Raw genomic sequence first — 26,057 nt, forward strand, 5'->3', positions numbered from 1 at the left:
TGAGGTTGTCGCTCGCCGCGCCGGCGTGTCGTGGCAATAACCTCATGGTCAACTGGGTGGCGGTGGCGTGGACGGGGAAAGGGTTGGGGCATGTTTGGGATTGGGAAGAAGTGGGAGCGGGAGCTTGACGCGGCCGTCGACGAGTTGGTCACGGCTGACACGCTTGCCTTCGGTGGCGTGGGGCTCGCTGGTCAGGTGCTGCCGGTGACGTTGGCGTACGAGCGGGTTTCCGCGGCCGTCGACGACCACCCCGACGAGGTCCGCCGGCAGCTCGACCGTGTGCTGGCCGACGGCACACCCGCCGGCCGGGCGTACGCGGCCACGCTGCTGGAGCGGGTCGACCCGGCGGCGGCCCGAGCGGCCTGGACCTCGCTGCGGGACGACCCGAGCGAGTTCACCACATTCGTCGGCTGTGTGATGGACCGCGAGACCCTTGGCAACTACGCCAGCCAACGGCTCGCCACATCTTGATCCATCTGCGGACACGGACGAACCACCGCCCACCCGGCCGTCCACAGTGCGATCGTGCACAACAGGCGACGCCGCGACTGCCGTCGGTAGCTGAGCTGTCGGTCACGGTACGGGTCGCACCGGAGCCGAGGATTGTTACCGTCTGCGCCGAGGTACCTGGGGAGATGGTCGGGTGGGCAGGTCAGTGACGTACCTGGTGGTGGCGCTTGCCGTACTCGCGGCGGTCGTCATCGTCGTCGCCGTGCGGACCCGGCGGTCGACCCGGCCGGGCGGGCGGTCGTCGGACGCCACGGCGGAGTCGCGGCGCGGCGACCCCCTTCGCCTGGGCCTGGGCGACCGCGTGCGGATCCGCGATCGGGAGTACGCGGTGAGCGGCACCATCCGCCTCGTCGAGGGGGACTGGAGCTGGGTGCAGCACCTCCTCGACGACGACTCCGGCACCCGCTACCGGCTCTCCGTGGAGGACGGCCCCGAACTGGAGCTGGTGCTCTGGACGGCTGAGCCGGGCGCGAGCGTCACCCCGGGTGCCCCGACCATCGACCTCGGCCGGCGGCGCTACACCTGGGCCGAGACGGGGCAGGCGCGCTACACCGCGACCGAGGAGGTCGGGCTGCCGTCGGCAGGGACGATGCGCTATCACGACTACCAGTCCGGCGGCGCGGCGCGGCTCTCCTTCGAGGCGTACGGCGAAGAGGGTTGGCGAGTGGCCCGCGGTGACCTGCTGGACCCCGCTGACCTGACGATCCTGCCCCGATCCGGCGAGCGCTGAGCCCGGGCCGGGTGGGCGTGCCGGCCCGCCACGGCATGCCGAAACGGCCGGTTGCCGATACGGTGTGGGCGATCTGAGGGAAGGAGAATCATGGTCGATTCCCAGAGCACGCCGGCCCGTCAGCGGCCATCAGTTGTGTCGATCTCCAGTTACCTGATCTACCTGTTCCTGGCGCTCCAGGTGATCACGCTGATCATCTCGCTCACCACCTTCGGCAAGACGCGTGACGCGCTCCGTGACGCGTACGCGGACAGCAGCGTCGACGGCGACCAGGTGGCCGATGTCTTCGTCGCCATCGGCATCGGCGGCGGCATCCTGCTGCTGCTGCTCGCGGTCGTGCTGGGCGTCCTGGCCCTGTTCAACAACCAGGGCCGCAACGGCGCCCGGATCACCACCTGGATCGTCGGTGGCATCCTGGTCTGCTGCGTGGGCGGTGGCCTGCTCAGCAACGCGAGCGGCGGTTTCAACACCGGTGGCGACACCGGCGACGGACCCAGCCCCGACGAGATCCAGCGCCGCCTGGACGAGGCCCTGCCCGACTGGGTCACCCCGGTCAGCCTGCTGCTCGGTGTGCTCAGCCTGATCGCGCTTGTCACCGCGCTGATCCTGCTGGCGCTTCCGAAGGCCCACCCGTTCTTCCGCAAGGCCACCGCGGCCTGGGAGCCGCCGACCCCGGGCACCAGCTACCCGGGTGCCCCGCAGACCCCGGGTCAGCCCGGCTACCCGCAGTCGTCCGGTGAGCCGGGCTACCCGTCAAGTGGCGAGCCGAGCTACCCGCCGCCGGCGAACCGGCCGGACGACACGCCGCCCGGGGATCGGCCCGGGTCAAACCCACCACCCACGAGTTGACGGCCCGGTAAGCACGACGTCGACGATCCCTCCGAGTAGGTTGCAACCCGACGCCTACCGGAGGGATTCGTCGTGTCGTACCCCGAATCGGCATCGGCCCGCCGGCCCGCCGTCGTCCTGTCGGCCGCAACCGTGCTGTGGGTGATGGCGGTGATCGCGCTCGTCTACACCGTGGTCGACCTGGTGGTGTTGGGCGGGACTGTCGACGCGTTCCGTTCCGCCGCCCGGGACACCTCGGCCAGCCCGGAGCAGATCGACGACGTGGTGACCCTGCTGCGCGCGTCCGCCGTGCTGTCGGCGGTGGTGGCGGCGCTCTCCGCGCCGGTGCTCGCCGCCCTGGCCCTCGGGTTGCTGGCGGCGCGAAACGGCGCCCGCGTGGCCACCTGGGTGGTCAGTGGGCTCGGTGTGCTCGGCGGCTGTTGCAGCGTGGCGGTGCTCATCGGTGAACGAGCCGCGCCACTGCAACTGGGTGCCGACGACCAGGCTCTCGCCGAGTTGCTGGGCCTGATCGGGGACGCCTACCCGTCCTGGTGGATCCCGCTCAACGCCGGGCTTTCCGTCGGGCAGGTGCTCGGTTACCTTGTAGTAGCCGTGCTGCTGGCCCTGCCGGCGGCGAACGCCTGGTTCGGTCACCGCCGCTCGGCCGCGCCGCCGACGCCACCATCCGCGCCACCCGCGTTCACGTCCGCCCCGTTCCACCCGCCATCGGCGCCGCCCGCGCCCCCGTACCCGCCCAGGTGAGGACCGCCCCCGTGCCGCTCGACCCCACGACTGCCGAGCGTCGGGCTCTGATCACCGGGGCCACCGCCGGTATCGGCGCGGCGTTCGCCCGGCGGCTGGCCGCCGACGGTTGGCACTTGGTGCTCGTCGCCCGCGACGCGGCCCGGTTGGCCGAGGTGGCCGGCGAGTTGGGTTCCGCCCACGGCCGCGAGGTGGAGACGATCCCCGCGGATCTGTCCACCGACGACGGGTGCGCCATCGTGGAGCAACGGCTCGCCGACGGCGGTCCCGTGCACCTTCTGGTCAACAACGCCGGGATCAGCCTGAACAAATCGTTCCTGCGGTCCACCGCGGAGGACGAGGCGCGCCTGTTGCGGCTCAACGTGCACGCGGTCATGCGGCTGACCCTGGCGGCGTTGCGACCGATGACCGAACGCCGAAATGGGGCAGTGATAAATGTCTCTTCGGTTGCTGGGTTCGGTGCGGCGATGCCCGGTTCGACGTACTCGGCCAGCAAGGCGTGGGTCACCAACTTCAGCGAGTCCGTCGGCCTGTCCGCCCGGCCGTTCGGGGTCCGGGTGATGGCCCTCTGCCCCGGCTACACCCGCACCGAGTTCCACCAGCGGGCCGGCATCAACATGTCGAAGACGCCCGAGTGGCTGTGGCTGCGGGCCGAGGATGTGGTCGACGAAGCCCTGCGTGACCTGCGCAAAGGCAAGATGGTCAGTGTCCCGGCATGGAAGTACAAGGTGGCCGTCGCCGGCATGCGGCATGCGCCGCGTCGGCTGCTCCAGGCGGTCGCCCGGGACACCCGCGGCCGGATCGGTCGCGACGACCACTGAGCCCCGACCGACCCGCCGGCCTCCGGTGGCCGGTGCGGAGACGTTGGCGCGCCGCTGTCAGGACAGTCGCTGAGCGTAGTCGAACATCGCCAACCATCGGTGCCTCGCCGGGCTGGTCAGGGTGGACCCCGCACACACCGTTCAGACTTGCGCAGTAACCTCTATCGCCATGGGGGACCACGACGACCTGCGTAAATTCATTACCGACCTGGCCGTGGTCCACGGGCGGGTCGTGCTCTCCTCGGGGCGTGAGGCAGACTGGTACGTGGATCTGCGGCGCGTCACGCTCCATCACCAGGCCGCTCCTCTGGTCGGCCGGGTGTTGCTCGACCTCACCGCCGACTGGGATTTCGCCGCTGTTGGCGGCCTCACCCTGGGCGCGGATCCCGTCGCGGTCTCGATGCTGCACGCCGCTGCTCCGACTGGCCGTGCCCTGGACGCCTTTGTGGTGCGCAAGGCGGGCAAGGCACACGGTCTGCAGCGGCGGATCGAGGGACCGGAGGTGGCCGGCCGCCGGGTGTTGGCGGTGGAGGATACGTCCACGACGGGCGGAAGTGTGATGACCGCTGTCGAGGCGCTTCGCGAGGCCGGGGCGGAAGTCGTGGGCGTGGCGGTTATTGTTGATCGAGGCGCCGGCGACGCGGTGCGAGCCGCCGGATTGCCTTACCGGGCGGCCTATACGTTGGCTGACCTTGGCCTTGTGGCGTAAAAGTTTACCGATTCGGATCTGCTGATATGCAGGCGGATCGATGCTGCTGGTGGAAGGATGGAATACGTGGGAACTGCGTTGGCCGAAATGACTATGCCTCAGATCTCGCCGCTTAACGGCGAGCCGATCGAACGTGCCGATGCCGAGCGTCTCGCCGGGGTCCTCAAGGCCCTTGCGGATCCTGCTCGGTTGCGGCTGCTCAGCCTGATCCAGTCGGCCCCCGAGGGCGAGGCGTGCGTCTGTGACCTGACGGCGCCGCTCGGCCTCTCTCAGCCGACGGTCAGTCATCACCTGCGTATCCTCACCGAGGCGGGCTTGCTGCAGCGGGAGAAGCGCGGTGTCTGGGCGTACTACAGCCTGGTCCCGAGTGCGATCGCGACGATCGCCGACCTGCTGACCCCGCCGCGTAAGCGGGCCACCAAGAAGGCCCGCTGACGTAGGCAGCAAACGCCGTCCCGCGCCGGGACGGCGTCCGGTGGCGAGCCAGGGGTGGCGCCATCGGTGGGTAACACCTGTGCTCGTCCCCGGCCGCACCGCCGGAGGCCGGGTCCGACATGCCGACGGCCGACCCCCGCACCAGGGGCCGGCCGTCGTCGTCGTACGTGGGCTCAGTGGTCTTGGCCGTGCTCCGGGCGGTGCCGGCCGTGCTGGTGCCGGTCGTGGTCGAACGCCTCGCGGGCTGCCTCCACCGCGCCGGCGGCGCTGGCCGCCGCGACCACCGCGACCGCCTCGCCGCGCTTGCGGGCACGCCGGTCGCGGAGGAACTCGAAGAAGATCGGCAGCACCGAGATCAGGATGATCAGGGCCACCACCGGCAGGATGTAGCGGTCGATCTTGTCACCGATGGCGTCGTAGATCTGCTCGGCCAGCAGGTAGCCGATCAGCAGGATGCCGTCCACCCAGAGCACCGCGCCGACGATGTTCCAGAGCAGGAACTTCCGGGCCGGCATGCCGAGCGCGCCCGCCACCGGGTTGAGGAACGTCCGGACGATCGGAATGAAGCGCGCCAGCACCACGGCCTTCGCCGGGCCGAACTTCTGGAAGTAGTACTCGGCCTTCTCCACGTACTCCTTCTTGAAGAGCCGGGAGTTCGGCTTCTCGAACATCGGCCGGCCGTAGCGGGAACCGAGCCAGTGCCCCAGCTGGGCGCCGACGATCGCGCAGATCGGGCCGCCGATCAGCAGGCCGGCAAGGGAAAGACGGGTGCCGTCACCGAAGATCGCGTCCGCCACCGGCGACGAGGCCACGCCGGCGAGGAACAGCAGTGAGTCGCCCGGGAAGAAGAAGCCCACCAGCAGGCCAGTTTCGGCGAAGAGGATCACCCACACACCGATCAGGCCGAAGGTCTGCAACAGATCCTTGGGATCGAGCGGGTTCAGGGCGACGCTCTCCACGAGAGCGCGGGTCTTCTCAGCTGTGTCCACGGCCACAAAGGGTACCGAAGCCCAAGGTCCCAGCCGCGCCGGACCGGCCCGCACCACCCGCCCGCGTCGTGGAGTCCGTACGACGGTGCCCCGCCGACCGGGTGGTGGGCGGGGCACCTGTGGTGCGGAGTCGGTCAGGCGACGAAGCGGGTCCGGCGGCGCTTGGCCACCAGATAGCCACCGACGCCCGCGGCGAGCAACAACGCGCCGAGGCCGGCGATCAGTCCGGTGGACTGACCGGTGACCGGCAGGCCGCCGCCGTCACCGCTGTCGCCGCCGCCCGTGCCGCCGTTACCGCCGGCGCCCGTGCCGTTGTTGCCCGAGCCGCCGTTGCCGTTTCCACCCGTGCCGTTGTTGCTGCCGCCGCCGTTGTCGCCGCCGCCGTTCCCGTTACCGCCGCCGTTGTTGCCGCCGTCGGTGCTGGTCGGATTGATGATGATCTTGGCGGTGTCATTGCTCTTGTTCGGGTCGCCGGCCAGCACGGTAGTGATGGCACCCGTGGCGTCCGGGACGACCTTGTCGATTCGGAGCGCGAACGAGTACGAGCCCTTGAAGTCCTTGTCGTTCGGGGTCTCGAGGACCGCGCAGGCGTACTCCTTGGCGCCCGGCTCACCCCAACCCGCGTTCCACGGATCCCACTCCTTCTCCGGCGCGAATGGCACGCACTCGGAATCTGCCTCGACCACCGTCGTGTCGGCCGGGACGGAAATCCGGACCGGCAGGTCCGCGAGTTGGATACCCGGCGTGCTCTGGCCCAGATACTCGACGACGGCCGGTCCATGGTTGGTGAAGCTCGGCGCGACGGTGACCACGTCACCCTTCCTGCCGCTCGCGGACGCGCCGTTGGCGGCCAGATCCGCGTGGTTGTCGCCGGTCACCCGAACGGTCCCGAGGGTGGTGCTGTTCCACCTCTCGAGGTCGGTCTGCGGCGCCCGCGCGCGCTCCGTCGACTGCTCGACCAGGCGAAGCCTGCCGCCCTTGCCTGGCGCGACGTCGTCCAGGTGCCAGTCCTTGAACGCCAACTCCCAGTCGGCAATGGTCCACCAGTCCAGCAGGACCGGGAACTTGGCCCCGGTACGCGCCTCCGGTGCGACCTTGATGGGAAGGTTCCCGGAGAGCTTGTACGACCTACCCGGCTCGATCTTCGTGTCGAACGTGCAGAAGGTGGTCATCCCCCACTCGTCCGACCTGCAGTTCGAGAAGTCCCCGCCGTAGGCGGCGAGGTACTCGGCCTGGACGACGAGGACCGCACCACTGACCCGGGTCGCACCGGCGTTGCGAACGATGCCCGGCAGGCCAGCGCTGCCGCCCGGAGCGCCGCTGGCCTCGACGGTCGGGTCGCTCACCAGGTCCACGCCTTCGGCGATGCTGACGTCGGCCTTCGCCTTGGCGGTCTTGCCGCCGGCGGTGAGGCTGATCGCCAACGAGCCCTTCTGCCCTGGTTTCGCGTCGTCCTCAGCCGTGACCAGGTAGTCGAACGAGGGCGACTGGCCATCCTCGATGTCGGACTCGCAGTGCAGCTTGGTTGGCGAAACGTCGCAGGTCCAACCCCACGTCGGCTCCACCGTGGCAAAGCCGGCGACTGCGGAGAGGTCGACGTCCACCGAGGTTCGACCGAACGTCGGCTCGGACTCGCTGCCGGTCGACTGGGCGTAGAAGGAGCCGTAGGTCAGGTGGCCGGGCGCGACGAGCAGATCGTGAGTGACGATGTCGAAGGAAGCCTTGGCGGCGGCTGCCGGGGTGGCGGAGGCTGCGACGAACGCGCCTGCTACGCCCAGTCCGGCGAGCCAGCGCCGGGCGGAGTGGGTGAGCATGAGGGGGTTCCTCCAGTTGGGGGTTCAGGTGGAGCCTGCGGATTTTAAGGAGCCGTTAAGGCTGGACGCAGCCCCTCGGAACCACCTGGCCAACAAGATCATCCAAAAGGCTGACCACGCTCGCTGCAATGTTCTGCCCGTCCGCTTCCGTCATCTGCGGTAGGAGCCCCGGGAGGTGCAGTGACGTACGAGGAGTTCGCGGACACGCGGCTGGCCCCGCTACTGCGGTACGCGGTGATGCTCACCGGTGATCCGCACCAGGCTCAGGATCTGGTCCAGGAGACCATGGTCCGGGTCCAACTGAACTGGCGTCGGGTCGCCCGGGCGGACTCGCCCGAGCACTACGTGCGCCGGATGCTCACCAACCAGTACGTCGACTGGCGGCGCGGCTCCTGGGTCCGCCGGGTGCTGCTGCGCGGGGAGGCCGACGCGACGGTGCCGGTGCCCACCGACCACACGCAGACCGCTGTGGACCGGGACCAGATCTGGTCCTGGCTGTCCCGGCTGCCGCGCCGGCAGCGGGCCACCCTGGTGCTGCGCTACTACGAGGACCTACCCGACGCGGAGATCGCCGACATCCTCGGCTGTGCCGTCGGGACCGTACGTTCGTCCATCTCCCGGGCCCTGGCCACGCTCCGGGCCGAGTACGTGGAGGCGTGAACATGATTGAGGACGACCTGCGTGCCGCCTTCGGCAGGCACGAGCCGCTGACCCCGCCGACCGGCCCACTGCGGGCCGCGATCGACCGGCTGGCGGCACGTCGCCGGCAGCGTCGGCGTCGCTGGCAGGCCGGTGGCGTGGCCCTGGCCGTGCTCGGCGTACTCGGCGTCGGGGTGCCGCTGTTCACCCCGGAACGCGCCGGAACGCCGCCGACCGCCGACCTGATCGGAGCGTCGGATCGGCCATTGGCGACGGGTCCGGTGACCGTCCTGCTGCTCGGCATCGACAGTCGCACGTCGGCTCCGCCGCTGGCCGACTCGGTACTGCTGCTGCACCTCCCGGCCGACCGCAGCCGCCCGTACCTGATCTCACTGCCCCGCGACCTGAGGGTGCCGATCCCCGGTCACGACAGCGACAAACTGAACGCGGCGTTCGCGTTCGGCGCAGGCTATGGGTCGACGGACCTGGCCAAAGGCTACGAGCTGACCCGGCAGACGGTGGCGAACCTGACCGGTGTCCGCATCGACACCGGTGTGGTGTTGACGTACTCCGCTCTGCGGTCGCTGACCAACGAGGTGGGCGGGGTGCCGGTCTGCCTGCCTGAGCAGGTGCGGTCGGCCCACACCCGGCGGGTGTTCCCGGCCGCGTGTCAGCGTCTCGACGGCGCCGCCGCGGTCGACCTGCTCCGCCAGCGCTACGGGCTGCCCGAGGGCAGCCAGGACCGCGACCGCAATGCCCGGATCTTCGCCACCGCGCTGGTGCGTTCGGCCTCCGACCAGGGCCTGCTGACCAATCCGGTACGACTGGCCAAGCTGCTGAGCACCGTCGGGCCGGACCTCGCCGTGTCACCGGGTGAGGCCACCATGCTGGACCTGATGAGGCTCATCCCGACGCTGCGCTCGTTGGAACCGGTCGGGCTCAGCCTGCCGGCGAACGAGTCGACCGGGCCCGGCCACTATCTGGAGGCGGACCCGAAGCTCGCCCCGGAGTTCCTGACCGCGCTGCGCGAGGATCGGCTCGGCGACTGGGTGGGCCGCCACCCGAAGCTGGTGGACGGCGCTCGCTGAACGCTCAGCGGTAGTCGTCCTCGTCCCCGGTGACCACCCGGGCCTGCTCCATCGCGTCCCAGTCGTCGACTTCCAGGCCGCGCTGCGGCGCTCCGTCACCGTCCAGCGGGACGGCCGAGGTGGCCTGCTCGACGGCGTCCGCCGGCTCCGCCTCGGGGTTGCGCTCGTCCGGGGCGAGGTGGTCGCCGGGGGTGAAGTCCTCAACGGGCTGACCCATCGTCCCTCCCGGGGGGTCTCGGGGCACGGTTCCCACCCACCGTACGGGGTGGGCGGGCACCGCGCCCGGAAGCGGAGTAGGCGGAATCAGCCCTCGGCGACGCGACCCGGTGCCAGGATGGTGCGGTGGGCTTTCTCATCCGACTGGCGATCACCGCGGTCGCTCTGTGGATAACCACGCTGATCGTGCCCGGGGTCGACGTGCACGGCCGCTCGGGTGGCAACACCGTGCTCACCCTGATCGTGGTGGCGCTGATCTTCGGTGTGGTCAACGCGGTGCTCAAACCGATCATCCGGGTGCTCGGCTGCGTGTTCTACCTGTTGACCCTGGGCCTGTTCGCGCTTGTGGTCAACGCCCTGCTGTTCCTGCTCACCGACCGGATCGCCCGGGGGCTCGACCTGCCGTTCGAGGTGGACGGTTTCTGGGCGGCGTTCTGGGGCGCCATCGTGATGACAGTGGTCACCTGGCTGATCAGCGTCATCGTGCCGGACAACCTGGACCGCCGATGAACGGCTAGCACCCGGGTCGGTTGTTCCGGCACACCCCACCTACGGGATACTGCCGGGCGGAGGACAGCGCGGTCCGGCGCACAGGTGAACAACAGCGGCCAGCACGGCCGAGAGTGGTAAGTAAGGAGCGCATCACATGCCCATCGCTTCCCCCGAGGCCTACGCGGAGATGCTGGACCGCGCCAAGGCTGGCCGGTACGCGTACCCCGCGATCAACGTGACCTCCTCGCAGACGCTGAACGCGGCGCTCAAGGGCTTCGCCGACGCGGAGAGCGACGGCATCATCCAGGTCTCCACCGGTGGCGCCGAGTACCTTTCCGGCCCCTCGATCAAGGACATGGTCACCGGCGCGGTGGCGTTCGCCGCGTACGCGCACGAGGTGGCCAAGAAGTACTCGGTCAACATCGCCCTGCACACCGACCACTGCCCGAAGGACAAGCTGGACGGGTTCGTCCGTCCGCTGATGGCCATCTCGCAGGAGCGGGTGAAGCGCGGCGAGGAGCCGCTGTACCAGTCGCACATGTGGGACGGCTCGGCCGTGCCGGTCGCGGAGAACCTCCAGATCGCCGCCCAGCTCCTCGACGAGGCCGCCAAGGGCAAGATCGTCCTTGAGATCGAGGTCGGCGTCGTCGGTGGCGAGGAGGACGGCGTCGAGAACGCCATCAACGACAAGCTCTACACCACCACCGATGACGGCCTGGCCATGGTCGAGGCGCTCGGCCTCGGCGAGAAGGGCCGCTACATGGCGGCGCTGACCTTCGGCAACGTGCACGGCGTCTACAAGCCGGGCAACGTCAAGCTGCGTCCGGAGATCCTCAACCAGATCCAGGAGGCCGTCGGCGCCAAGTACGGCAAGGACAAGCCGCTCAGCCTGGTCTTCCACGGCGGCTCCGGCTCCCTGCTGAGCGAGATCCGTGAGGCTCTCGACTACGGCGTGGTGAAGATGAACATCGACACCGACACCCAGTACGCCTTCACCCGCCCCGTCGCGGACCACATGCTGCGCAACTACGACGGCGTGCTGAAGATCGATGGCGAGGTCGGCAACAAGAAGCAGTACGACCCGCGCGCGTGGGGCAAGGCCGCCGAGGCCGGCCTGGCCGCCCGTGTCGTCCAGGCGTGCGAGGACCTGCGCTCGACCGGCACCACGATGACCAAGTAACGACGCATCCACGAACGGCCGGCTTCCCCTCGCGGGGAGCCGGCCGTCGTCGTTCACGCGGTGAGCAGGCGGACGGCCTCGCGTACGTCGTCGGTGAGGTGGATCGTCGACGACAGGTCACCGAACGGCGACGCGGCCAGCAGTGGACGCAACAACGCCTCCACCGGCAGCTCGGTGGTCCAGTAGCCGCGGTCCAGGAAGATGTACGCGCCGCTGGCGCCGTCGGTGCCGTAGTAGGTCTTGGTGGCCGCCTGGAACACCTCCTGCACCGTGCCGGCACGCCCCGGCGCGAAGACGATCCCACCACGGGCGAGTCGCAGGATGGTGTCCTCCCGGATCGCGTTGGAGAAGTACTTGGCGATCCGCCCGGCGAACAGGTTCGCCGGCTCGTGCCCGTACAGCCAGGTCGGGATGGCCAGGCCGCCGGCCCGTGCCCAGGCGAGGTCGTCACCACGTTGCCGGGGCACGCCCGCGTAGCGCTGCCGCACCGCCAACGCCGTGGCCGTGTAGCGGTGGTGGTCGGTGAAGTCGGGGGCGTCGGCCAGCAGGTCGATCGCCTCGGTCAACTCGGTCGCCGGCCGGTCCGCCAGGTAGGCGCCGAGATTCGCCGCCTCCATCACCCCCGGACCGCCACCGGTCACCACCAGCCGGTCGGCCCGCGCCAGTTCCCAACCCAGCACGGCAGCCATCCGGTACGGCGGGCTGCCACGCCGCACCGCGTGCCCACCCATGATGCCCACCACCGACTGCGGCCCGTGTCGGGTCAGCCAGGCCCGGGTGGCGTCGGTCAACGCGTTGTCCACGCCGTGGTCGTGCAGCCGCTGACCCAGCGCCTCCTTGACGTCCGGCATCGCGCCGCCGTGCGCCCGGTAGTGGTCGTACACCCGGGTGTCGTACATGCCGGTGAACCCGCCCTCGGCGAAGCCGGCGGCCAACTCCTCCGGGGTGTAGAGGTGCGACGGCTGGGTCGGGTACGGCAACCCGGAAAACGGCGGCACCACGTTCGCGCCGCGCCGGACCAGGTCGGCCCCGACGTCCCGGGAGGCGAACCGGCAGCCCACGAAGAGCGTGCCGGCGACCTCGATGCCGGTGAGATCGGGCACCGGCGCCAGGTCGAGGCGCAGGCCCTGCACGGTCAGCCCGGTCAGTCGGCCGGTGGCCAACTGACTGTCGAACTCGTCGCGGGTCTGGATCTCGTCGGCGTGCAGGTGCGGCTCGATGACGTCCGCGGGAGGTGGGGTCGGCACCCGGCCATCCTGCCCGTCCGCCGGGGGCGGGCAAACCTCGGGCCTGGGGTGCGACCGACAGGAGCCCGGTGACCGTGGCCACCGGGCTCCTGCGTTACCGGTTCCTGGGGAGGCTCCGGACCATTAGTTGTAGTGGAAAACACATGGCAGCGGCATAGGCCGCAGGCGTGACCAACTCCTCAGCCGTTCAGCCGAACGCGTCGGCCGACCCGCTCGCGTGTCGCCCTGTCCAGCGGGTTGAATGGGGCGATGCAGAACCTTTTGCCAGAGCCACCGGCCACCCGCCTGCCCGCGAACGACGAGGCCGACGCCGCCCTGGCTGCCGCCGAGGAGGCCGGCACCGAGGAGGCGCTCGCCACCGTGGCGGCCGGCTTCCCCACCTACAGCGCGGCCTGGGCGGAGCTCGCCGCCCGGTCGTTCGCACAGGACCAGGTGGTGACGGCGTACGCGTACGCGCGCACCGGCTACCACCGTGGCCTCGACCAGCTGCGCCGCAGCGGGTGGAAGGGGCACGGCCCGGTGCCGTGGTCACACGAGCCCAACCGGGGCTTCCTCCGCTGCCTCTACGTGCTGTCCCGAGCCGCGGACGAGATCGGCGAGGCCGACGAGGCGGCCCGCTGCGCCCAGTTCCTGCGTGACTGCGACCCGGAAGCGGCGGACGCGCTCGCGAGCACCTGACCCCGATCCGACGGCCGGCCCGACATCGGGCCGGCCGTCGGCGGTTCACAGCCCTTCGGCGACCGAGGCGGCGATCTTCAACCAGGCGTCCCGGGTGGCCGCGGAGAGCCCGCCGTACCGGATCGGCTCACCCGTGTCGATGAGCCGCTCGTACGGGGCCAGCAGCACCGCCCGGGTGCGGGCCGCGAAGTGCTCCTGGATGGCCGGCAGGTCGATCTCCTTGCGGGACGGTGGCATCGACACCACGGTCACGGCCTGGCGGACCAGCCGCTGCCGGCCGCTCTGCTCCAGGTGGTCGAGCATCCGGGCGGCCGTCTCCGCCGAGTCGTTACGGGCCGACATGGTGACCACCAACTGGTCGGTGGCGTCCATCGACGCCTGCCAGTTCTGCGCCCGCACGTTGTTGCCGGTGTCCACAAAGATCAACTTGTAGAACCGGCTGACCACCTCGCGGATCTCGGCGAACGCGGCAGCGGTCAGCATCTCGCCGCCGGTGGCCGACTCGTCCGAGGCCAGCACGTCGAACATGCCCTCGCCCTGCGAGCGGACGTACTGCGACAGGTCACCGACCCGCCCGTGCGCGCCCTGGAACTGCCCGAGATCCCGCAGCATGTCCCGCACGGTGCGAGAGTGGAAGTCCTGCTGGGCCCGCATCCCCAGGGTGCCCTGGGTCTCGTTGTTGTCCCAGGCCAGCACGTAGCCACCACGCTTCTGACCGAACGTCATGGCGAGCAGCAGGATGGCCACCGTCTTACCGGCGCCGCCCTTCGGGTTGACCACGGTCACCTGCCGCAGCCCGCCGAAGTTGCGGCGCACCATCTCGATGTCCCGCTTCAGCTCCTGCTCGTGCCGGCCGGGAGAGAGCCGGAGCAGCCCCATCTTGTTGACCACCGCGCGGACACCCATCGTCGCCATCGGGTCGGCGGGCCGGACCTGTCGGCGTCGGCTGAAGTCCTCGGCGGTCGGTACCGCGGTGTCCTCCGACGCCCAGCTCGCGTCCGGGTACGCGGACGCGTCCGGGTACCCGGTGCCGGGCATCCGGGTCACGCCGTCGGCCTCCGGATAGGGCTGCCCGGGCTGGACGCCTGGCGCGCCCTGTTGCCACGGCGGTGGGTACCAACCCGGAGACGGCGGATACGGCCCGGGCGGTGGGGCCACCGGCCCGCCCTGCTGCGGCGGGTTGCCGAACTGCGTCAGGTCCGGCGGCGGCGGGATGTACCCGGGACCGGCCTGACCGGGGATCACCGGCGGGGCCGGGTACGCCGGACCGGGACCGGGGTGCGGCGGCTGCGGTACGGGCGGCGCGGGAGGCGGCGGCGTCGCCGTGGCGTCGTGGGACGCGGGGCGTTGCGGCGGATAGGCCCAGGGTGACTCGGTGGGCCGTCCCACCCCGCCAACGGATCCGTCGCCGCCGGCCCCGTCGACCTCGGGTGCCGGCCCTGCCGCTGCGGGTCCGGCCGCTGGCGGGTCGGCCGAGGTTCGGGTTGTGCCGTTCGGGCGGTCGGTGGGCGTCGGGGCCGCGGTGGAGTGATCCAGGGTGAACGGCAGGTTCAGGTCGACGCCTCCCGGGGGGATCGGCGGTGCGACCGGCGGCTGCGCCGTCCCGGCCGCGCCGGGGGCGCTCGGTTCGGGCGTGCCGGGTGCCACTGGCGTGCCCGGTCCCGCCGGCGTGCCAGGGTTCGGTGGAAGGCCCGGGACCGGCGGTGCCGCCGAGTCAGCCGGCGGCGGCCAACCCGGCTGCGGCGGCGCCCAGCCGGACGTGGCGGCGTTCGGGCCGCCGGCGCCCCAACCGCCGGGCGCCGGAACGGCACCGGAGAGCGACGGGTAGTCGGACGGTGAAGGCGGCGGCTGGGCCGGGGCCCCGGGCTGCCCGGGCACCGGCGGCCGGCTGAACGGCGGCACGTCCACCGGCGGCGTCACCGGCCCCGGCGCGCCCGGCTGTTGGGCGCCCGCCGCCCACGGCGGCACCGCGTTACCCGTGCCGCGGTCGGCCGGATCCGGTGGCCAGAGTGGTTCGATGTCTCGCTCCGGCACCGGCTGCTGGCCGTGCACCTGCGCCCGGTCGGCATTCTCGTCCATTACGGCCCCTCCCAGTCCTCCTGCGAGGATAGGCCCATCCACCCAGGCGGGGCCGTCGGCGCAGCCGCGCCGCCGCTCGGCGCGACCGCAGGGTCAGATCGACCAGACCGCCCAGGCACCCGGCTCGATCCACCAGGAACGCTTTCGGGTCAGCTCAGCCTCGACACCGTCGTCGAGATAGGGGATCTTCCCCTCCCGGGGCAGCACCGAAACGGCCCGTCCACGGGCTCGCCGCACCTCCAGGCGGACCCGTTTACGGCCCAACGCCGAGCGGATGACCACCGGCACGGCCACCGCGACCTCGATCTGGCCGTCGGTCGGGTCCGGCGCGGTCAGCAGCACGACGTCGTCGAGCGTCGCGTACCCGCCGGCGTTGCCGACCACGCAGGCCAGCAGCGGTTCGTCGCCGTTGGTGAGGACGGTGTCGTCCACCTCCACCCGGGCCCGCCAGTGCATCGGCCGTCCGTCGTCGTCGGCGGCGCCGAGCAACGCGCCGTCCAGGGTCACCGAGCCACCGTCGTTGCGCAGCAGATCGAGTCGGCGCGCCGTGCCGTCCACCACCGCCTCGGCCACCGCCGCCGGGTCGCGCGGCAGCCCGAGCTGCGCGGCCAGGTCCTGGTGGGTGCCGCCACGGGCCGGATCGAGCGGGAGTACGGCCACCGGCGGCAGGTCGGGCAGGGTCCGGTTGCCGGGCAGATCCGCCGGTCTTCTGCTCGGCGCCGGCGCGTACCGCCGGACCAGTCGGCGCAGCACGGCGCGCAACTGCCCGTCGCTCGCCGTGGCGACGACCAGCCGGGTCTTGCCGTCCAGGTCGGGCCAGGTGAGACCGTCCGGGCGGGCCGGACCGTCGAGCCGGGCCAACACCGCGTCGATCTCCGCGTCGGAGCGGGCGGTGACCATCTCCACCTGGGCACCCCTGGCGATCAGCGCGTCCGAGCAGGCCAGCACCGGCACCCGGGGCCGCTCGGTGGCGCACTGCTCGCTGTCGGTCTGCTTCGTCGGGTCGGTTGCGGACTCGGTCGCGCCGCCGCAGCAGGCCCCACCGCTGCCACAGCCCCCGGGAGCGTCCCGCTCCGAACCGAGGGTGAGCAGCACCACGTCGTACACGGAAGGAGCCTCCTGCCTCTCGACGCGACCCCTGCCGGCCACGCCGTCACTACTTGTTAACCTGACACCCCGGGCTCGCCGAGCGGTCGCCACCTGGCACCCGAGCCTTCTGGAGGCGGAAAAGATGCCAGCGATCGTGCTCATCGGCGCTCAGTGGGGCGACGAGGGCAAGGGCAAGGTTACCGACCTGCTGGGTGAGCGGGTCGACTACGTCGTGCGCTACTCCGGCGGCAACAACGCCGGGCACACGGTGATCACCCCGGACGGCCAGAAATACGCGCTGCACCTGATGCCGTCCGGCGCGCTCTCACCGAACGCGATGATCGTCATCGGCAACGGTGTGGTGGTCGATCCGAAGGTGCTGCTCGCCGAGATCGACGGCCTGGCCGAGCGCGGCGTCGACGTTTCCCGGCTGCGGATCTCCGGTGACGCGCACCTGATCATGCCGCACCACCGGGCACTGGACCGGGTGATCGAGCGCTACCTCGGCTCGTCGCGCATCGGCACCACCGGCCGGGGCATCGGCCCGGCGTACGGCGACAAGGTCGCCCGGATCGGCATCCGGCTGCAGGACCTGCTCGACCCGGGCATCCTGCGCAAGAAGCTGGAACTAGCCCTGCGTGAGAAGAACCAGATCCTGTTCAAGGTCTACAACCGCAAGGCGATCGACCTCGAGGCGACCGTCGAGGAGTACCTGGCGTACGCCGAGCGGCTCAAGCCGTACATCGCGGAGACCCGGGCGATGCTCTGGGACGCCCTGGACCGCGGCGACACGGTGCTCCTGGAGGGTGCGCAGGCCACCATGCTCGACATGGATCACGGCACGTACCCCTTCGTGACCTCGTCGAACCCGACCGCCGGTGGTGCCTGCGTGGGTGCCGGCATCCCGCCCACCGCGATCAACAAGGTGATCGCGGTGAGCAAGGCGTACACCACCCGGGTGGGCGCGGGGCCGTTCCCGACCGAGTTGTTCGACGCCAACGGCGATCACCTGCGCAAGATCGGTGCGGAGTACGGCACGACCACCGGGCGGGAGCGCCGGTGCGGGTGGTTCGACGCGGTCGTCGCCCGGTACGCCTGCCGCCTCAACGGTGTAACCGACCTGGTCATCACCAAGCTGGACGTGCTCACCGGCCTGCCCAAGGTGCCGCTCTGCGTCGGCTACGAGATCAACGGCGTCCGGGTCGACGACATGCCGATGAGCCAGACGGACTTCCACCACGCCACGCCCGTCTACGAGGAGCTCGACGGCTGGTGGGAGGACATCACCAAGGCCCGCACCATCGACGACCTCCCGGAGAACGCCCGCCGCTACATCGCGAGGGTCGAAGAACTCTGCAACACGAGGGTGAGCGTCGTAGGCGTAGGCCCAGGCCGAGAAGAAAACGTAGTCCTCCACCCCCTCCTCCCCTAACCCAACCCACCACCCACCCCACCCCCCCCCTGGCGCCGGTGATCAAGAAGTTTCCGTCAGTATTCGGCGCGGAATTGACGCAAACCTCTTGATCACGAGGGGCAGCGGGGAGGGAGTGGGGGAGGGGTCGGGTACTAGGGTTATCCACAGGGTGGTGGGGGTTGTCCACAGGGGCTTTGATGGGGTTGGGTCGGTGGGCAGGGTGTTGGTGTGCGAGCACACCAGCTACTGCGCGACGTCGCGGCCCGGCAGGACGGGATGGTCACTCTGGCGCAGGCGTTGCGCGCCGGACTGACCAGGGACCAAGTCCGGCAGTTGCATCGGTCCGGCAGGTGGCAACGGCTTCTGCGCGGCTGCTTCCTGCCGGACGCGCAGCCGAGTGATTCGACACTGCGGCGAGCGCGGATTCGGGCGGCGGTCGTAAGCCTCGGACCGGGCGCCTTCGCCGTCCTGGACACCGCGCTGGAGTTGCACGACATCGCTGGTCTTCGCCGGAGTCCAGACGTTCATGTCTCGGTTCCGGTCGATCGACCGCGGCCTCAGCGCGTCCTGGCACCGTGGCTGGTCGTCCACCAGGTGACCGTCGCCCCCGGCGAGATAGGGGAGGTCGCGGGCGTTCGCGTGACCGCTCCGCTCCGCACGGTCTCGGACGCCATTCTCCGGGTTGATCGTTTTTCGGCCGTCTCGATCCTCGACTCGGCGCTGAACCGGGGCCGCATCACCCCGGCGCACCTGGACGTGATCCCGAACCTGATTCGGGGGCGACGAGGTGCGGTCACGGCACGATCCTGTCTGGCTGAGGCAGACGGGCGTGCCCAGTCGCCGCTCGAGACCCGCACACGATTGCGGTGCGTGGACGGGCGGGTGTCGCCAGACACGCTGCAGTTGGAGGTCCGTGACAACGACGGATACCTGCTCGGAGTCGGCGACCTCGGGTGGCGTGGCCCGAGAGTGATTGCGGAGGCCGACGGTCGTGACGCCCACGGCACGCCGGAGGCGGCCTTCGCCGACCGCCGCCGCCAGAACCGAATGGTCAACGCCGGCCGGACGATTCTCCGCTTCACCTGGCAGGACACCCTGCGCCCCGACTACATCCCCTGGACCGTCCGCCAGGCGATCACGGCGGCCCGACTCTCGCGTCCGTGATCAAGAGGTTTGGGTCAGAAACAGGTCGATGCCTGACGCAAACCTCTTGATCACCAGCGGGCGGAGGGTGGCGGAGGGTGGCGGAGGGTGGTCGGGGGTGGGCGGATGGCGGTCCGCGGGGGTTGGAGCGGTGGGCAGTAGGATGCGGGGTCGTGCGCGTTCTTTTGGTGGGTGGTGGCGGGCGGGAGCATGCGCTCGCGCTCGGGTTGGTGCGCGATCCGGCTGTTTCGGCGCTGATTGCTGCGCCGGGCAACCCGGGGATCGGCGCGGTGGCTGAGCTGCGGACCGTGACTCCGACGGATCCGGCCGCGGTCGCGGCGCTGGCCGTGGAGACAGCCGCCGACCTGGTGGTGATCGGCCCGGAGGCGCCGCTGGTCGCCGGGGTCGCCGACGCGCTACGCGCCAAGGGGATCGCCGTGTTCGGCCCCTCCGGTGCGGCCGCCCAGTTGGAGGGCTCCAAGGCGTTCGCCAAGGACGTGATGACCGCCGCCGGCGTGCCGACCGCCCGAGCGTACGTCTGCACGGACGCGGAGAGCACCGCCCGGGCGCTCGACGCGTTCGGTGCCCCGTACGTGGTGAAGGACGACGGTCTCGCCGCCGGCAAGGGTGTGGTGGTGACCGACGACCGGTCCGCCGCCCTGGCGCACGCCGCCGACTGCGGACGGGTCGTGATCGAGGAGTTCCTCGACGGCCCGGAGGTCAGCCTCTTCGTGGTCACCGACGGCGAGGCGGCCCTGCCGCTGCTGCCGGCGCAGGACTTCAAGCGGCTCGGCGACGGCGACACCGGACCGAACACCGGCGGCATGGGCGCGTACGCACCGCTGGCCTGGACCCCCGCCGGCCTGGTCGACGAGGTCATGCGTGACGTGGTCCACCCGACCCTGGCCGAGATGCGCCGTCGGGGCACCCCGTTCGCCGGCCTGCTCTACGTCGGGCTCGCGATCACCGCAGCCGGCCCTCGGGTGATCGAGTTCAACGCGCGCTTCGGTGACCCGGAGACGCAGGTGGTGCTCGCGCTCCTGGAGACCCCGCTGGGCGGGCTGCTGCGCGCGGCGGCCACCGGCACGCTTGCCGAGCATCCGCCGCTGCGGTGGCGGGACGGCAGCGCGGTCACCGTGGTGCTCGCCGCTCCGGGCTACCCGGCCGCGCCGCACACCGGCGACGTGATCACCGGCGCGGACCGACCGGGCATCATCCACGCGGGCACCGCCCGCCGGGCCAGCGACGGCGCGTTGCTCTCCGCCGGAGGCCGGGTCCTCTGCGGTACGGCCACCGGCCCCGACCTGGCCGCCGCGCGGGATGCCGCGTACGCGCTGGTGGACGGCGTGGAGTTGGCCGGCTCGCAGCACCGCACCGACATCGCCGCCGCCGCGATCGACGGCCGGATCACGATCCCGAGCTGACTCCCCGCATCGGTGGGCGGGTGCCTGCCTCTCACCGCGAACGTCCGCAGGGGCGGTCGGGCTGATGGAGGATCCGACCCCCGGTTCCGGGCCGTAGCTCGATGCCTCCGTGCCGGCGGAGCGGATCGGCGTGCGCGCGGCCAGGATGTTCGCCACGCTCCGGTGCCGCCGCACGACACCCGGAGCCCGTGCACGATCTGCCACCACCCGGCCCGCCGACAGTCCAACACCACCCTCCTCGTCCAGCGTGCCGACCGAAGGGGTGGATGAGCCCGTCTGGTGAGGTTGTCGCCCCCGTGGGGCAACCCGGCGTTGCTCGGGCCACGACTTAGCGGTGTCGGAGGCACAGCGACGGGAGGAGTGGAGATGCGGGTTTGCGGACGATCACCGTGCTGTTGGTGGCCGGTGGGAGGACAGGTCCGAGGATGCCGCTGAGCCGGAGATCGGTCGAACGGTCCGCGGCCGACGCGGACTACACCGAGTGCGTTCGCGCTGGTCTGCCGCAGTGGCGCCGGACGGCGTACCTGATGTGCGGTGACTGGCATCAGGGCGACGACATCGTGCAGCGGGTGCTCACCGAGCTGTACCGCAACTGGCCCCGGGCTCGGCGGGCCGACAGCCTGAATGCGCTGGTTCGAACGATGTTGATGCGGCGGTTGATCGACGAGCGGCGACGCGGCTGGGCTCGGGTGCTGCTCACCGACCTGCTACCGGAGCGGCCCGCACCGACCGCCCCGGATGCCACGGAGCGGCTCGATCTGGTTGCGGCGCTGCGCCAGGTCGCGCCGCGGCAGCGGGCCGTCCTGGTGCTGCGGTTCTTTCAGGACCTGACGGTGGAGGAGACGGCACAGGCGCTGGGCTGCGCGCCGGGCACCGTCAAGAGCCAGACCGCCAAGGGGTTGGCGACGCTGCGAGGACTGCTCGCCCCCGTCCGAAACGACGTGCCGACCGCCATGCAGACCGGCAAGGCGAGTGGCACGCCGACCAACGCGTGGGCCCACGGGAGTTGACAATGATCGACGAAATGGATGTGGCGCGCTTGATGCGCGCCGAGGTCGAGGCGGCCGAGACACCGTCCGCCGTGGTGAACATCGAACGGGCGATGACCGCCGGGCGGCGGCAGCGCTGGTACGTGCGCAGTGCGGGCGCCGCACTGGCGGTGGTCGCGGTGGTCGTCGGTGCCGTCACGGTGCCGGGCCTGGTCGCGCCGCCGGACGGGTCGCCGTCGGCGACGCCGTCGTCACTGAACCTGTTCGGCGCTCTGGCTCCGCTGGAGCCGTACACCGGGAAGGTGCCGTCGCCCGACACGTCCCGGATCCCGGCCGCCTTGGAGACGATCGACCCGACCGTTCAGTACATGCGGTTCGGTTGGTTGCCGTCGGGCCTGGCCAGGCTGAGTTACTCGGCGGGTGTGTCGCCTCTTGGTCTGGGTGTCTCTCTGAGCGGGAGTGGCGGCGATCCGCAGAACTGGGCGGGAGTTTCGGTCGATCTCTACCCGAAGGGGGTGACGCCGCAGGCGCCGCAGGTCATGGGCATTGACCAACGGGCACCCGTCGTGAGCACGGCGCCCGCGCCCGATGTGCGGGGCGCGGCGGCGACCTTCACCCAGTACGACGTCGACGGCACTGACCGGCTCTCCCTCCGCTGGCAGTACGCCCCGGACGGCTGGGCCGAGGTCGATGTCGCACCCTGGGCGGAGGGGCAGGACGCCCGCGAGATCGCCCTGCACGTGGCGCAGAAGCTCAGGTTCAGTACGACCGAGCGGGTGAAGATGCCGGCCCAGGTAAGGGGGGTGCCGCAGAACCTGCGGCTGATCAATGCCACGGTTCAGGGGCCACTGACCCCGGACGGCTGGCGGTGGTACGCCAACGTCATGTACAGCGCCGAACCCGCCACCGCGAGCCCCGGTACGCAGTGGTCGAAGACGCTGGACGTCGGCTTCTCCCCGTACGTCGAGATGACCGACAAGATTCGGGCCGAGTTGAACGGGAAGCTGTTGCACGAGCCGCCGAACACCACCATCGACGGTCATCAGGCGGCCTTCTACGCTGCCGCTGATCCGAGCGGGTTGGAGAGGCTGGATGTGATTGACGTGCGGGGGATGGTGGTCCGCATCGACGCGCACCGCGGCACGCTCGATGAGCAGGGCACGAAGGGCCTGTTCCAGCGCCTCGACCTCACCGGGGCCAGGCAGGACTGGCGGCCCTCGCTGATGGTCGACTGACGGGCTCGGTCACCGCCCCGGAATTCACCGGTTCTCGCCGGCGGTTCCGGGGCGGTCAGCCGTAGTAGCGGCGTAGCTCTCGGCTGAGCACCTTGCCGGTGGCGTTCCGGGGCAGGTATTTCACGAGGATCACGTCCCGGGGAACGGAGAATCGGGCCAGGTAGTGCCGGACGTACTCGCGTACCGCCTCGGGGTCGAGCGTCTCACCCGGGTGCAGGGCGAGGAACGCGGAGAGCCGCTGGCCGTACTCCGCGTCCGGCACGCCGATCACGGCCGCCTCGCGGACCTGGGGCAGTTGGGCGAGCAGGTCCTCCACCTCGGACGGGAAGACGTTCTCCCCACCGGAGACGATCATGTCGTCGGCTCGTCCGTCGACGAAGAGCAGCCCGTCGGGGTTGAGTCGGCCGAGGTCACCGGTGTCGAGCAGGCCGTCGTGGGTCTCCCGGCTGGCACCGGAGGTGTACCCCTCGAAGAGCATCTCGTTGCCGACGAAGATCCGCCCGACCTGGCCGGGCGGCACCGGCTGCCCGTTGTCGTCGAGCAACTCCAGCCGGGTGCCGTGGGGTGGTCGGCCGGCCGTGGTGGGTGCCTGGCGCAGATCCTGGGGAGCCGCGAGGGAGGCCCAGGAGACCTCGGTGGAGCCGTAGAGGTTGAACAGGACGTCGCCGTAGACGTCCATGAACCTCGGAGCGAGCCCGCCGGGCAGGGCGGAACCGCTGACCGCGACGACCTTGAGCGGGGGGCGCGGGTCGGGCGCGGGCACCTCCAGGAGCCGCTGCACCATCACCGGTACGGCGAACAGCGCGTCACACCTGTGCGCGGTCAGGGCGGTGAGCGTGGCGACCGGGTCGAAGCGCCGGTGCAGCACGATGGTGGCCCGCAACGCGAAACAGACCTGGAGGGCGGCGAACCCCCAGGTGTGGAAGATCGGTGCCGCGATCATCACCCGGTCCCGGGCGTGCAGCGGGATGCGGTCGATGATGGACACCAGCGGGCCGAAGCCGCTCGGCGTGGGTCGGCGGGCGCCCTTGGGCGCACCTGTCGTGCCGGACGTGAGCACGATGATCCGGCCGTCCCGCTCCGGCGGCTGTAGGTCACCCGGCAGCGCCCCGGCGACCAGTTCCTCGCGGCCTCGTTCGTCGAGGCGGGGTAGTTCGGCGGGGAGGCCGAGGACCCGCTCGGCGAACTCGTCGTCGTGCACCAGCAGCCGCAGCCGCTGCTCCTCGGTGACGGTGCCCAGTTGGGCGGCGGAGAGCCCGGTGTTGACCAGCACGGCGTCGACGCCGAGCAGGGTGGCCGCGACGATCGTCTCGATCAGCCCGTGATGGTTGCGGCAGAGCACACCGATCCGGTCACCGGCCTGGACGCCGAGGCCCGCCCGCATCGAGCGGGCCATCCGCTCGGCCCGGTCGAGCAGATCGTGGTACGTCAGCTCGACGCCGTTCTCGTCGATGACCGCCGTCCGGCCGGGGTCCCGGGCGGCTGCCTGGCGCAACTCGCCGCCCAGGCTCCATCCCCACGTCCGCAACGCGTTGAGCTGCGCGGCGACCCGGACGGGGCTGCCGGGGGTGAGCAGTCCACGGCGGGTCAGCGTGGCGATGATGAACGGCAGGTCCATGCCGCAGACCTCCTCGGGGTGGTGCGCGGACAGGGCAGCGGATCTTCCCCGTCCGTCAGGGCGTCGTCCTTGATCATGCACTGGGTCCGGCGGAAGGCCCAGTTCACGTCCGTGTGGGGTGACGAACACGGCACAGATCGTGGAATCCGGTGGCGGCCGCGGTATGTGAATCCCGCGGCCTCGACGCCCGCCTCCGCCGAGTCAGCGGATCTGCGTCCCGGAGATCGCGCGGGAGATGACCAGTCGCTGGATCTCGGAGGTGCCCTCGAAGATGGTGTAGATCTTGGCGTCGCGGTACCAGCGCTCCACCGGGTGATCGCGCAGGAAACCGGCACCGCCGAGTAGCTGCACCGCCTTCTCGGTGACCGACACCGCGACCTCGCCGGCCTTGAGCTTGGACATCGATCCCTCGCCCGCCGTGAACGGGCGGTTGTTGCGGCCCATCCACGAGGCACGCCAGACCAGCAGCCGGGCTGCGTCGATCTCCATCCGCATGTCGGCGAGTGCGAACGCGACGGCCTGGTTCTCGATGATCGGCCGTCCGAACTGGACCCGGTCCTTCGCGTAGTCCAGGGCGTACTCGTAGGCGGCCCGCGCCACACCGAGCGCCTGCGCGCCGACGGTGGGTCGGGTCAGTTCGAAGGTGCGCATCGCGGCCTGCCCGGTGGCCCGCTGACCGGAGCGGGCCCGGTCGAGGCGTGCCAGCAGGGCGTCTCGTCCGCCGAGCAGGCAGCGGCCGGGCACACGTACCCCGTCGAGGAAGACGTCGGCGGTGTGGGACGCGCGCAGGCCGAGTTTGCGCAGCTTGCGGGTGGCGGCCAGGCCGGGGGTGCCCGGGGGTACGACGAATGCGGCCTGGCCGCGGGAGCCGAGCGCGGGGTCGACGGAGGCGGTGACGACGTGCACGCCGGCGATCCCACCGTTCGTGGCGTACGCCTTCTGGCCGTTGAGCACCCACTCGTCGGTGGCCTCGTCGTAGACGGCCCGGGTGCGCATCGCGCCGACGTCGGAGCCGGCCTCCGGCTCGCTGGAGCAGAACGCGGCGACGGCGGGTGAGTCGACGTCGCCGAAGCACTGCGGCACCCACTCGACCAGCTGGTCCGGCGTGCCGGTGCCGTAGATGGCGGCGACGGCGAGCGAGGTGCCGAAGATGGAGAGGCCGATGCCGGCGTCACCCCAGAAGAGTTCCTCGCTGGCGATCGGCAGGGAGAGCCCGGTCGGGTCGGCCCAGCAGGTGGCGAGGAACTCGAAGCCGTAGAGGCCGACCTTCGCGGCCTCCTGGATCACCGGCCACGGGGTTTCCTCGCGCTCGTCCCACTCGGCGGCGGCCGGGCGCACGACCTCGGCGGCGAAGCCGTGCACCCAGTCGCGCAGATCCCGCTGTTCCTCGTTCAGGTCGAGCGAGAACTCGGCCATGTCAGGCCTTGGGGATGTCGAACAGGTTGGCGATGTTGGCGGCGAGGCCGAGGTCGCCCTTCGCCTTCAGCTTGCCGGTCATGAACATCATCACCGGGTTGGCGCCACCGGAGACGATCTTCAGGAACTCGACCGGGCCCATGGTCAGGCTCAGCTTCGGGTCGTGCTGCGGGGTCTCGTTCACCACGCACGTGCCGTCGGCGATGACCACCTCGTAGGTGTCGTTGCCGCCGTCGGGGCGACCGGTGATGACCCAGTGGATGACCGCGTTGGTGGAGCCGGCCCGGTCGGCGCGGAACAGCGACGGCATCCGGCCGAACACCTCGCCGAGCACCTTGCCGCGCAGGTCACCGGACATCACCTGGGCGATCTTGTCGTCCGGGGTGGACTTGACCAGCTGGGCGAACTCCTTGGGGCCGACGTTGGCGAAGGTGGCCGGGTCGAAGTCAGTCATCAGGTGCGCCTTCCGCAAGATATGGCTACTCGTGCGTAACCCTACGCACGAGTAGGTA

General features: G+C 70.9%; 26 protein-coding genes. 17 read left to right on the top strand and 9 right to left on the bottom strand.

The window, feature by feature from the left end; all coding sequences use genetic code 11:
- Positions 1 to 90 precede the first annotated feature (90 nt).
- From AB0O48_RS14230 to AB0O48_RS14260, 7 genes are all read left to right on the top strand, one after another.
- Positions 91 to 471, top strand: coding sequence for a hypothetical protein (locus tag AB0O48_RS14230; RefSeq protein WP_357571663.1), 381 nt, complete (start codon positions 91 to 93; stop codon positions 469 to 471).
- Between the two features lie 172 nt (positions 472 to 643).
- Complete coding sequence (locus AB0O48_RS14235) at positions 644 to 1,240, top strand: DUF4178 domain-containing protein (protein ID WP_357243416.1); 597 nt, start codon at positions 644 to 646, stop codon at positions 1,238 to 1,240.
- 90 nt (positions 1,241 to 1,330) lie between these two features.
- Positions 1,331 to 2,089, top strand: coding sequence for a hypothetical protein (locus tag AB0O48_RS14240; RefSeq protein WP_357243419.1), 759 nt, complete (start codon positions 1,331 to 1,333; stop codon positions 2,087 to 2,089).
- Between the two features lie 72 nt (positions 2,090 to 2,161).
- Positions 2,162 to 2,830 carry a hypothetical protein gene (locus tag AB0O48_RS14245; protein ID WP_365065650.1) on the top strand — a complete coding sequence of 223 codons (669 nt, stop codon included), beginning with the start codon at positions 2,162 to 2,164 and terminating at the stop codon, positions 2,828 to 2,830.
- 11 nt (positions 2,831 to 2,841) lie between these two features.
- Complete coding sequence (locus AB0O48_RS14250) at positions 2,842 to 3,651, top strand: SDR family oxidoreductase (protein ID WP_357243424.1); 810 nt, start codon at positions 2,842 to 2,844, stop codon at positions 3,649 to 3,651.
- A gap of 169 nt (positions 3,652 to 3,820) precedes the next feature.
- Positions 3,821 to 4,360, top strand: coding sequence for an orotate phosphoribosyltransferase (gene pyrE / locus AB0O48_RS14255; protein WP_365065657.1), 540 nt, complete (start codon positions 3,821 to 3,823; stop codon positions 4,358 to 4,360).
- 57 nt (positions 4,361 to 4,417) lie between these two features.
- Entirely contained in the window at positions 4,418 to 4,795 is a 378-nt protein-coding gene (locus tag AB0O48_RS14260) for a metalloregulator ArsR/SmtB family transcription factor (protein WP_030332125.1), read from the top strand.
- A gap of 173 nt (positions 4,796 to 4,968) precedes the next feature.
- On the opposite strand, the gene AB0O48_RS14265 is transcribed toward AB0O48_RS14260, so the two are convergent.
- Both AB0O48_RS14265 and AB0O48_RS14270 read right to left on the bottom strand, forming a co-directional pair.
- Positions 4,969 to 5,790: a DedA family protein gene (locus AB0O48_RS14265; protein WP_357243430.1), complete on the bottom strand. Its 822-nt coding sequence runs from the start codon at positions 5,788 to 5,790 to the stop codon at positions 4,969 to 4,971.
- Positions 5,791 to 5,918: 128 nt separating this feature from the next.
- Positions 5,919 to 7,598 carry an LPXTG cell wall anchor domain-containing protein gene (locus AB0O48_RS14270; RefSeq protein WP_365065662.1) on the bottom strand — a complete coding sequence of 560 codons (1,680 nt, stop codon included), beginning with the start codon at positions 7,596 to 7,598 and terminating at the stop codon, positions 5,919 to 5,921.
- Positions 7,599 to 7,778: 180 nt separating this feature from the next.
- On the opposite strand from AB0O48_RS14270, the gene AB0O48_RS14275 reads away from it, so the two are divergent.
- Both AB0O48_RS14275 and AB0O48_RS14280 read left to right on the top strand, forming a co-directional pair.
- Entirely contained in the window at positions 7,779 to 8,258 is a 480-nt protein-coding gene (locus tag AB0O48_RS14275; RefSeq protein ID WP_357243436.1) for a SigE family RNA polymerase sigma factor, read from the top strand.
- 2 nt (positions 8,259 to 8,260) lie between these two features.
- Positions 8,261 to 9,325, top strand: coding sequence for an LCP family protein (locus AB0O48_RS14280; protein WP_365065666.1), 1,065 nt, complete (start codon positions 8,261 to 8,263; stop codon positions 9,323 to 9,325).
- A 4-nt stretch (positions 9,326 to 9,329) separates the two neighbouring features.
- On the opposite strand, the gene AB0O48_RS14285 is transcribed toward AB0O48_RS14280, so the two are convergent.
- Positions 9,330 to 9,542, bottom strand: coding sequence for a hypothetical protein (locus AB0O48_RS14285; protein ID WP_357243443.1), 213 nt, complete (start codon positions 9,540 to 9,542; stop codon positions 9,330 to 9,332).
- 125 nt (positions 9,543 to 9,667) lie between these two features.
- Here AB0O48_RS14285 and AB0O48_RS14290 point away from each other — a divergent pair, with 125 nt between their 5' ends.
- A complete protein-coding gene (locus AB0O48_RS14290; protein WP_357243446.1) occupies positions 9,668 to 10,051 on the top strand; it encodes a phage holin family protein in 384 nt (127 codons plus the stop codon).
- Between the two features lie 136 nt (positions 10,052 to 10,187).
- Complete coding sequence (gene fbaA / locus AB0O48_RS14295; RefSeq protein WP_357243449.1) at positions 10,188 to 11,213, top strand: class II fructose-bisphosphate aldolase; 1,026 nt, start codon at positions 10,188 to 10,190, stop codon at positions 11,211 to 11,213.
- A 53-nt stretch (positions 11,214 to 11,266) separates the two neighbouring features.
- On the opposite strand, the gene AB0O48_RS14300 is transcribed toward fbaA, so the two are convergent.
- Positions 11,267 to 12,460 carry a hypothetical protein gene (locus AB0O48_RS14300; RefSeq protein WP_365065671.1) on the bottom strand — a complete coding sequence of 398 codons (1,194 nt, stop codon included), beginning with the start codon at positions 12,458 to 12,460 and terminating at the stop codon, positions 11,267 to 11,269.
- 249 nt (positions 12,461 to 12,709) lie between these two features.
- Here AB0O48_RS14300 and AB0O48_RS14305 point away from each other — a divergent pair, with 249 nt between their 5' ends.
- On the top strand, positions 12,710 to 13,138 hold the full coding sequence (locus AB0O48_RS14305) for a DUF3151 domain-containing protein (RefSeq protein ID WP_357243455.1): 429 nt from the start codon (positions 12,710 to 12,712) through the stop codon (positions 13,136 to 13,138).
- A 45-nt stretch (positions 13,139 to 13,183) separates the two neighbouring features.
- On the opposite strand, the gene AB0O48_RS14310 is transcribed toward AB0O48_RS14305, so the two are convergent.
- Both AB0O48_RS14310 and AB0O48_RS14315 read right to left on the bottom strand, forming a co-directional pair.
- The gene (locus tag AB0O48_RS14310; RefSeq protein ID WP_365065676.1) at positions 13,184 to 15,217 is read right to left on the bottom strand and encodes a chromosome partitioning protein; all 2,034 of its coding nucleotides are present in this window, start codon (positions 15,215 to 15,217) and stop codon (positions 13,184 to 13,186) included.
- A 93-nt stretch (positions 15,218 to 15,310) separates the two neighbouring features.
- A complete protein-coding gene (locus tag AB0O48_RS14315) occupies positions 15,311 to 16,324 on the bottom strand; it encodes a diacylglycerol kinase family protein (protein ID WP_365065679.1) in 1,014 nt (337 codons plus the stop codon).
- Positions 16,325 to 16,448: 124 nt separating this feature from the next.
- Between AB0O48_RS14315 and AB0O48_RS14320 the strand changes: the two genes are divergently transcribed.
- The 5 genes from AB0O48_RS14320 to AB0O48_RS14340 all read left to right on the top strand — a co-directional run bounded on the left by AB0O48_RS14320 (position 16,449) and on the right by AB0O48_RS14340 (position 22,511).
- Positions 16,449 to 17,738 carry an adenylosuccinate synthase gene (locus AB0O48_RS14320; RefSeq protein ID WP_357571671.1) on the top strand — a complete coding sequence of 430 codons (1,290 nt, stop codon included), beginning with the start codon at positions 16,449 to 16,451 and terminating at the stop codon, positions 17,736 to 17,738.
- Between the two features lie 576 nt (positions 17,739 to 18,314).
- Positions 18,315 to 18,884 (top strand): hypothetical protein, encoded by a 570-nt coding sequence (locus AB0O48_RS14325; protein ID WP_357244129.1) that lies wholly within the window; start codon positions 18,315 to 18,317, stop codon positions 18,882 to 18,884.
- Positions 18,885 to 19,036: 152 nt separating this feature from the next.
- Positions 19,037 to 20,287, top strand: a complete 1,251-nt coding sequence (gene purD / locus AB0O48_RS14330; protein WP_357571672.1) for a phosphoribosylamine--glycine ligase — start codon at positions 19,037 to 19,039, stop codon at positions 20,285 to 20,287.
- Between the two features lie 425 nt (positions 20,288 to 20,712).
- Complete coding sequence (locus tag AB0O48_RS14335) at positions 20,713 to 21,297, top strand: SigE family RNA polymerase sigma factor (RefSeq protein ID WP_357243469.1); 585 nt, start codon at positions 20,713 to 20,715, stop codon at positions 21,295 to 21,297.
- Between the two features lie 2 nt (positions 21,298 to 21,299).
- Positions 21,300 to 22,511: a hypothetical protein gene (locus AB0O48_RS14340; protein ID WP_365065684.1), complete on the top strand. Its 1,212-nt coding sequence runs from the start codon at positions 21,300 to 21,302 to the stop codon at positions 22,509 to 22,511.
- Positions 22,512 to 22,566: 55 nt separating this feature from the next.
- On the opposite strand, the gene AB0O48_RS14345 is transcribed toward AB0O48_RS14340, so the two are convergent.
- The 3 genes from AB0O48_RS14345 to AB0O48_RS14355 all read right to left on the bottom strand — a co-directional run bounded on the left by AB0O48_RS14345 (position 22,567) and on the right by AB0O48_RS14355 (position 25,999).
- The gene (locus AB0O48_RS14345; RefSeq protein WP_365065687.1) at positions 22,567 to 24,129 is read right to left on the bottom strand and encodes an AMP-binding protein; all 1,563 of its coding nucleotides are present in this window, start codon (positions 24,127 to 24,129) and stop codon (positions 22,567 to 22,569) included.
- Positions 24,130 to 24,330: 201 nt separating this feature from the next.
- Positions 24,331 to 25,545 (bottom strand): acyl-CoA dehydrogenase family protein, encoded by a 1,215-nt coding sequence (locus AB0O48_RS14350; protein ID WP_357243480.1) that lies wholly within the window; start codon positions 25,543 to 25,545, stop codon positions 24,331 to 24,333.
- Between the two features lies 1 nt (position 25,546).
- On the bottom strand, positions 25,547 to 25,999 hold the full coding sequence (locus AB0O48_RS14355) for an SCP2 sterol-binding domain-containing protein (protein WP_357243483.1): 453 nt from the start codon (positions 25,997 to 25,999) through the stop codon (positions 25,547 to 25,549).
- Positions 26,000 to 26,057 lie beyond the last annotated feature (58 nt).

The sequence above is a fragment of the Micromonospora sp. NPDC085948 genome (assembly GCF_040686315.1).
Lineage (GTDB): Bacteria > Actinomycetota > Actinomycetes > Mycobacteriales > Micromonosporaceae > Micromonospora.

Bases quoted from the DNA above. Each gene is read 5' to 3' on its own strand.
- AB0O48_RS14285 (WP_357243443.1), bottom strand. From the start codon at position 9,542: ATGGGTCAGCCCGTTGAGGACTTCACCCCCGGCGACCACCTCGCCCCG.
- AB0O48_RS14260 (WP_030332125.1), top strand. From the start codon at position 4,418: ATGGAATACGTGGGAACTGCGTTGGCCGAAATGACTATGCCTCAGATC.
- pyrE (WP_365065657.1), top strand. From the start codon at position 3,821: ATGGGGGACCACGACGACCTGCGTAAATTCATTACCGACCTGGCCGTG.
- AB0O48_RS14335 (WP_357243469.1), top strand. From the start codon at position 20,713: ATGCCGCTGAGCCGGAGATCGGTCGAACGGTCCGCGGCCGACGCGGAC.
- AB0O48_RS14270 (WP_365065662.1), bottom strand. From the start codon at position 7,598: ATGCTCACCCACTCCGCCCGGCGCTGGCTCGCCGGACTGGGCGTAGCA.
- AB0O48_RS14320 (WP_357571671.1), top strand. From the start codon at position 16,449: ATGCCAGCGATCGTGCTCATCGGCGCTCAGTGGGGCGACGAGGGCAAG.
- AB0O48_RS14240 (WP_357243419.1), top strand. From the start codon at position 1,331: ATGGTCGATTCCCAGAGCACGCCGGCCCGTCAGCGGCCATCAGTTGTG.
- AB0O48_RS14310 (WP_365065676.1), bottom strand. From the start codon at position 15,217: ATGGACGAGAATGCCGACCGGGCGCAGGTGCACGGCCAGCAGCCGGTG.
- AB0O48_RS14350 (WP_357243480.1), bottom strand. From the start codon at position 25,545: ATGGCCGAGTTCTCGCTCGACCTGAACGAGGAACAGCGGGATCTGCGC.
- AB0O48_RS14355 (WP_357243483.1), bottom strand. From the start codon at position 25,999: ATGACTGACTTCGACCCGGCCACCTTCGCCAACGTCGGCCCCAAGGAG.
- AB0O48_RS14305 (WP_357243455.1), top strand. From the start codon at position 12,710: ATGCAGAACCTTTTGCCAGAGCCACCGGCCACCCGCCTGCCCGCGAAC.
- AB0O48_RS14340 (WP_365065684.1), top strand. From the start codon at position 21,300: ATGATCGACGAAATGGATGTGGCGCGCTTGATGCGCGCCGAGGTCGAG.
- AB0O48_RS14345 (WP_365065687.1), bottom strand. From the start codon at position 24,129: ATGGACCTGCCGTTCATCATCGCCACGCTGACCCGCCGTGGACTGCTC.
- fbaA (WP_357243449.1), top strand. From the start codon at position 10,188: ATGCCCATCGCTTCCCCCGAGGCCTACGCGGAGATGCTGGACCGCGCC.
- AB0O48_RS14280 (WP_365065666.1), top strand. From the start codon at position 8,261: ATGATTGAGGACGACCTGCGTGCCGCCTTCGGCAGGCACGAGCCGCTG.
- AB0O48_RS14230 (WP_357571663.1), top strand. From the start codon at position 91: ATGTTTGGGATTGGGAAGAAGTGGGAGCGGGAGCTTGACGCGGCCGTC.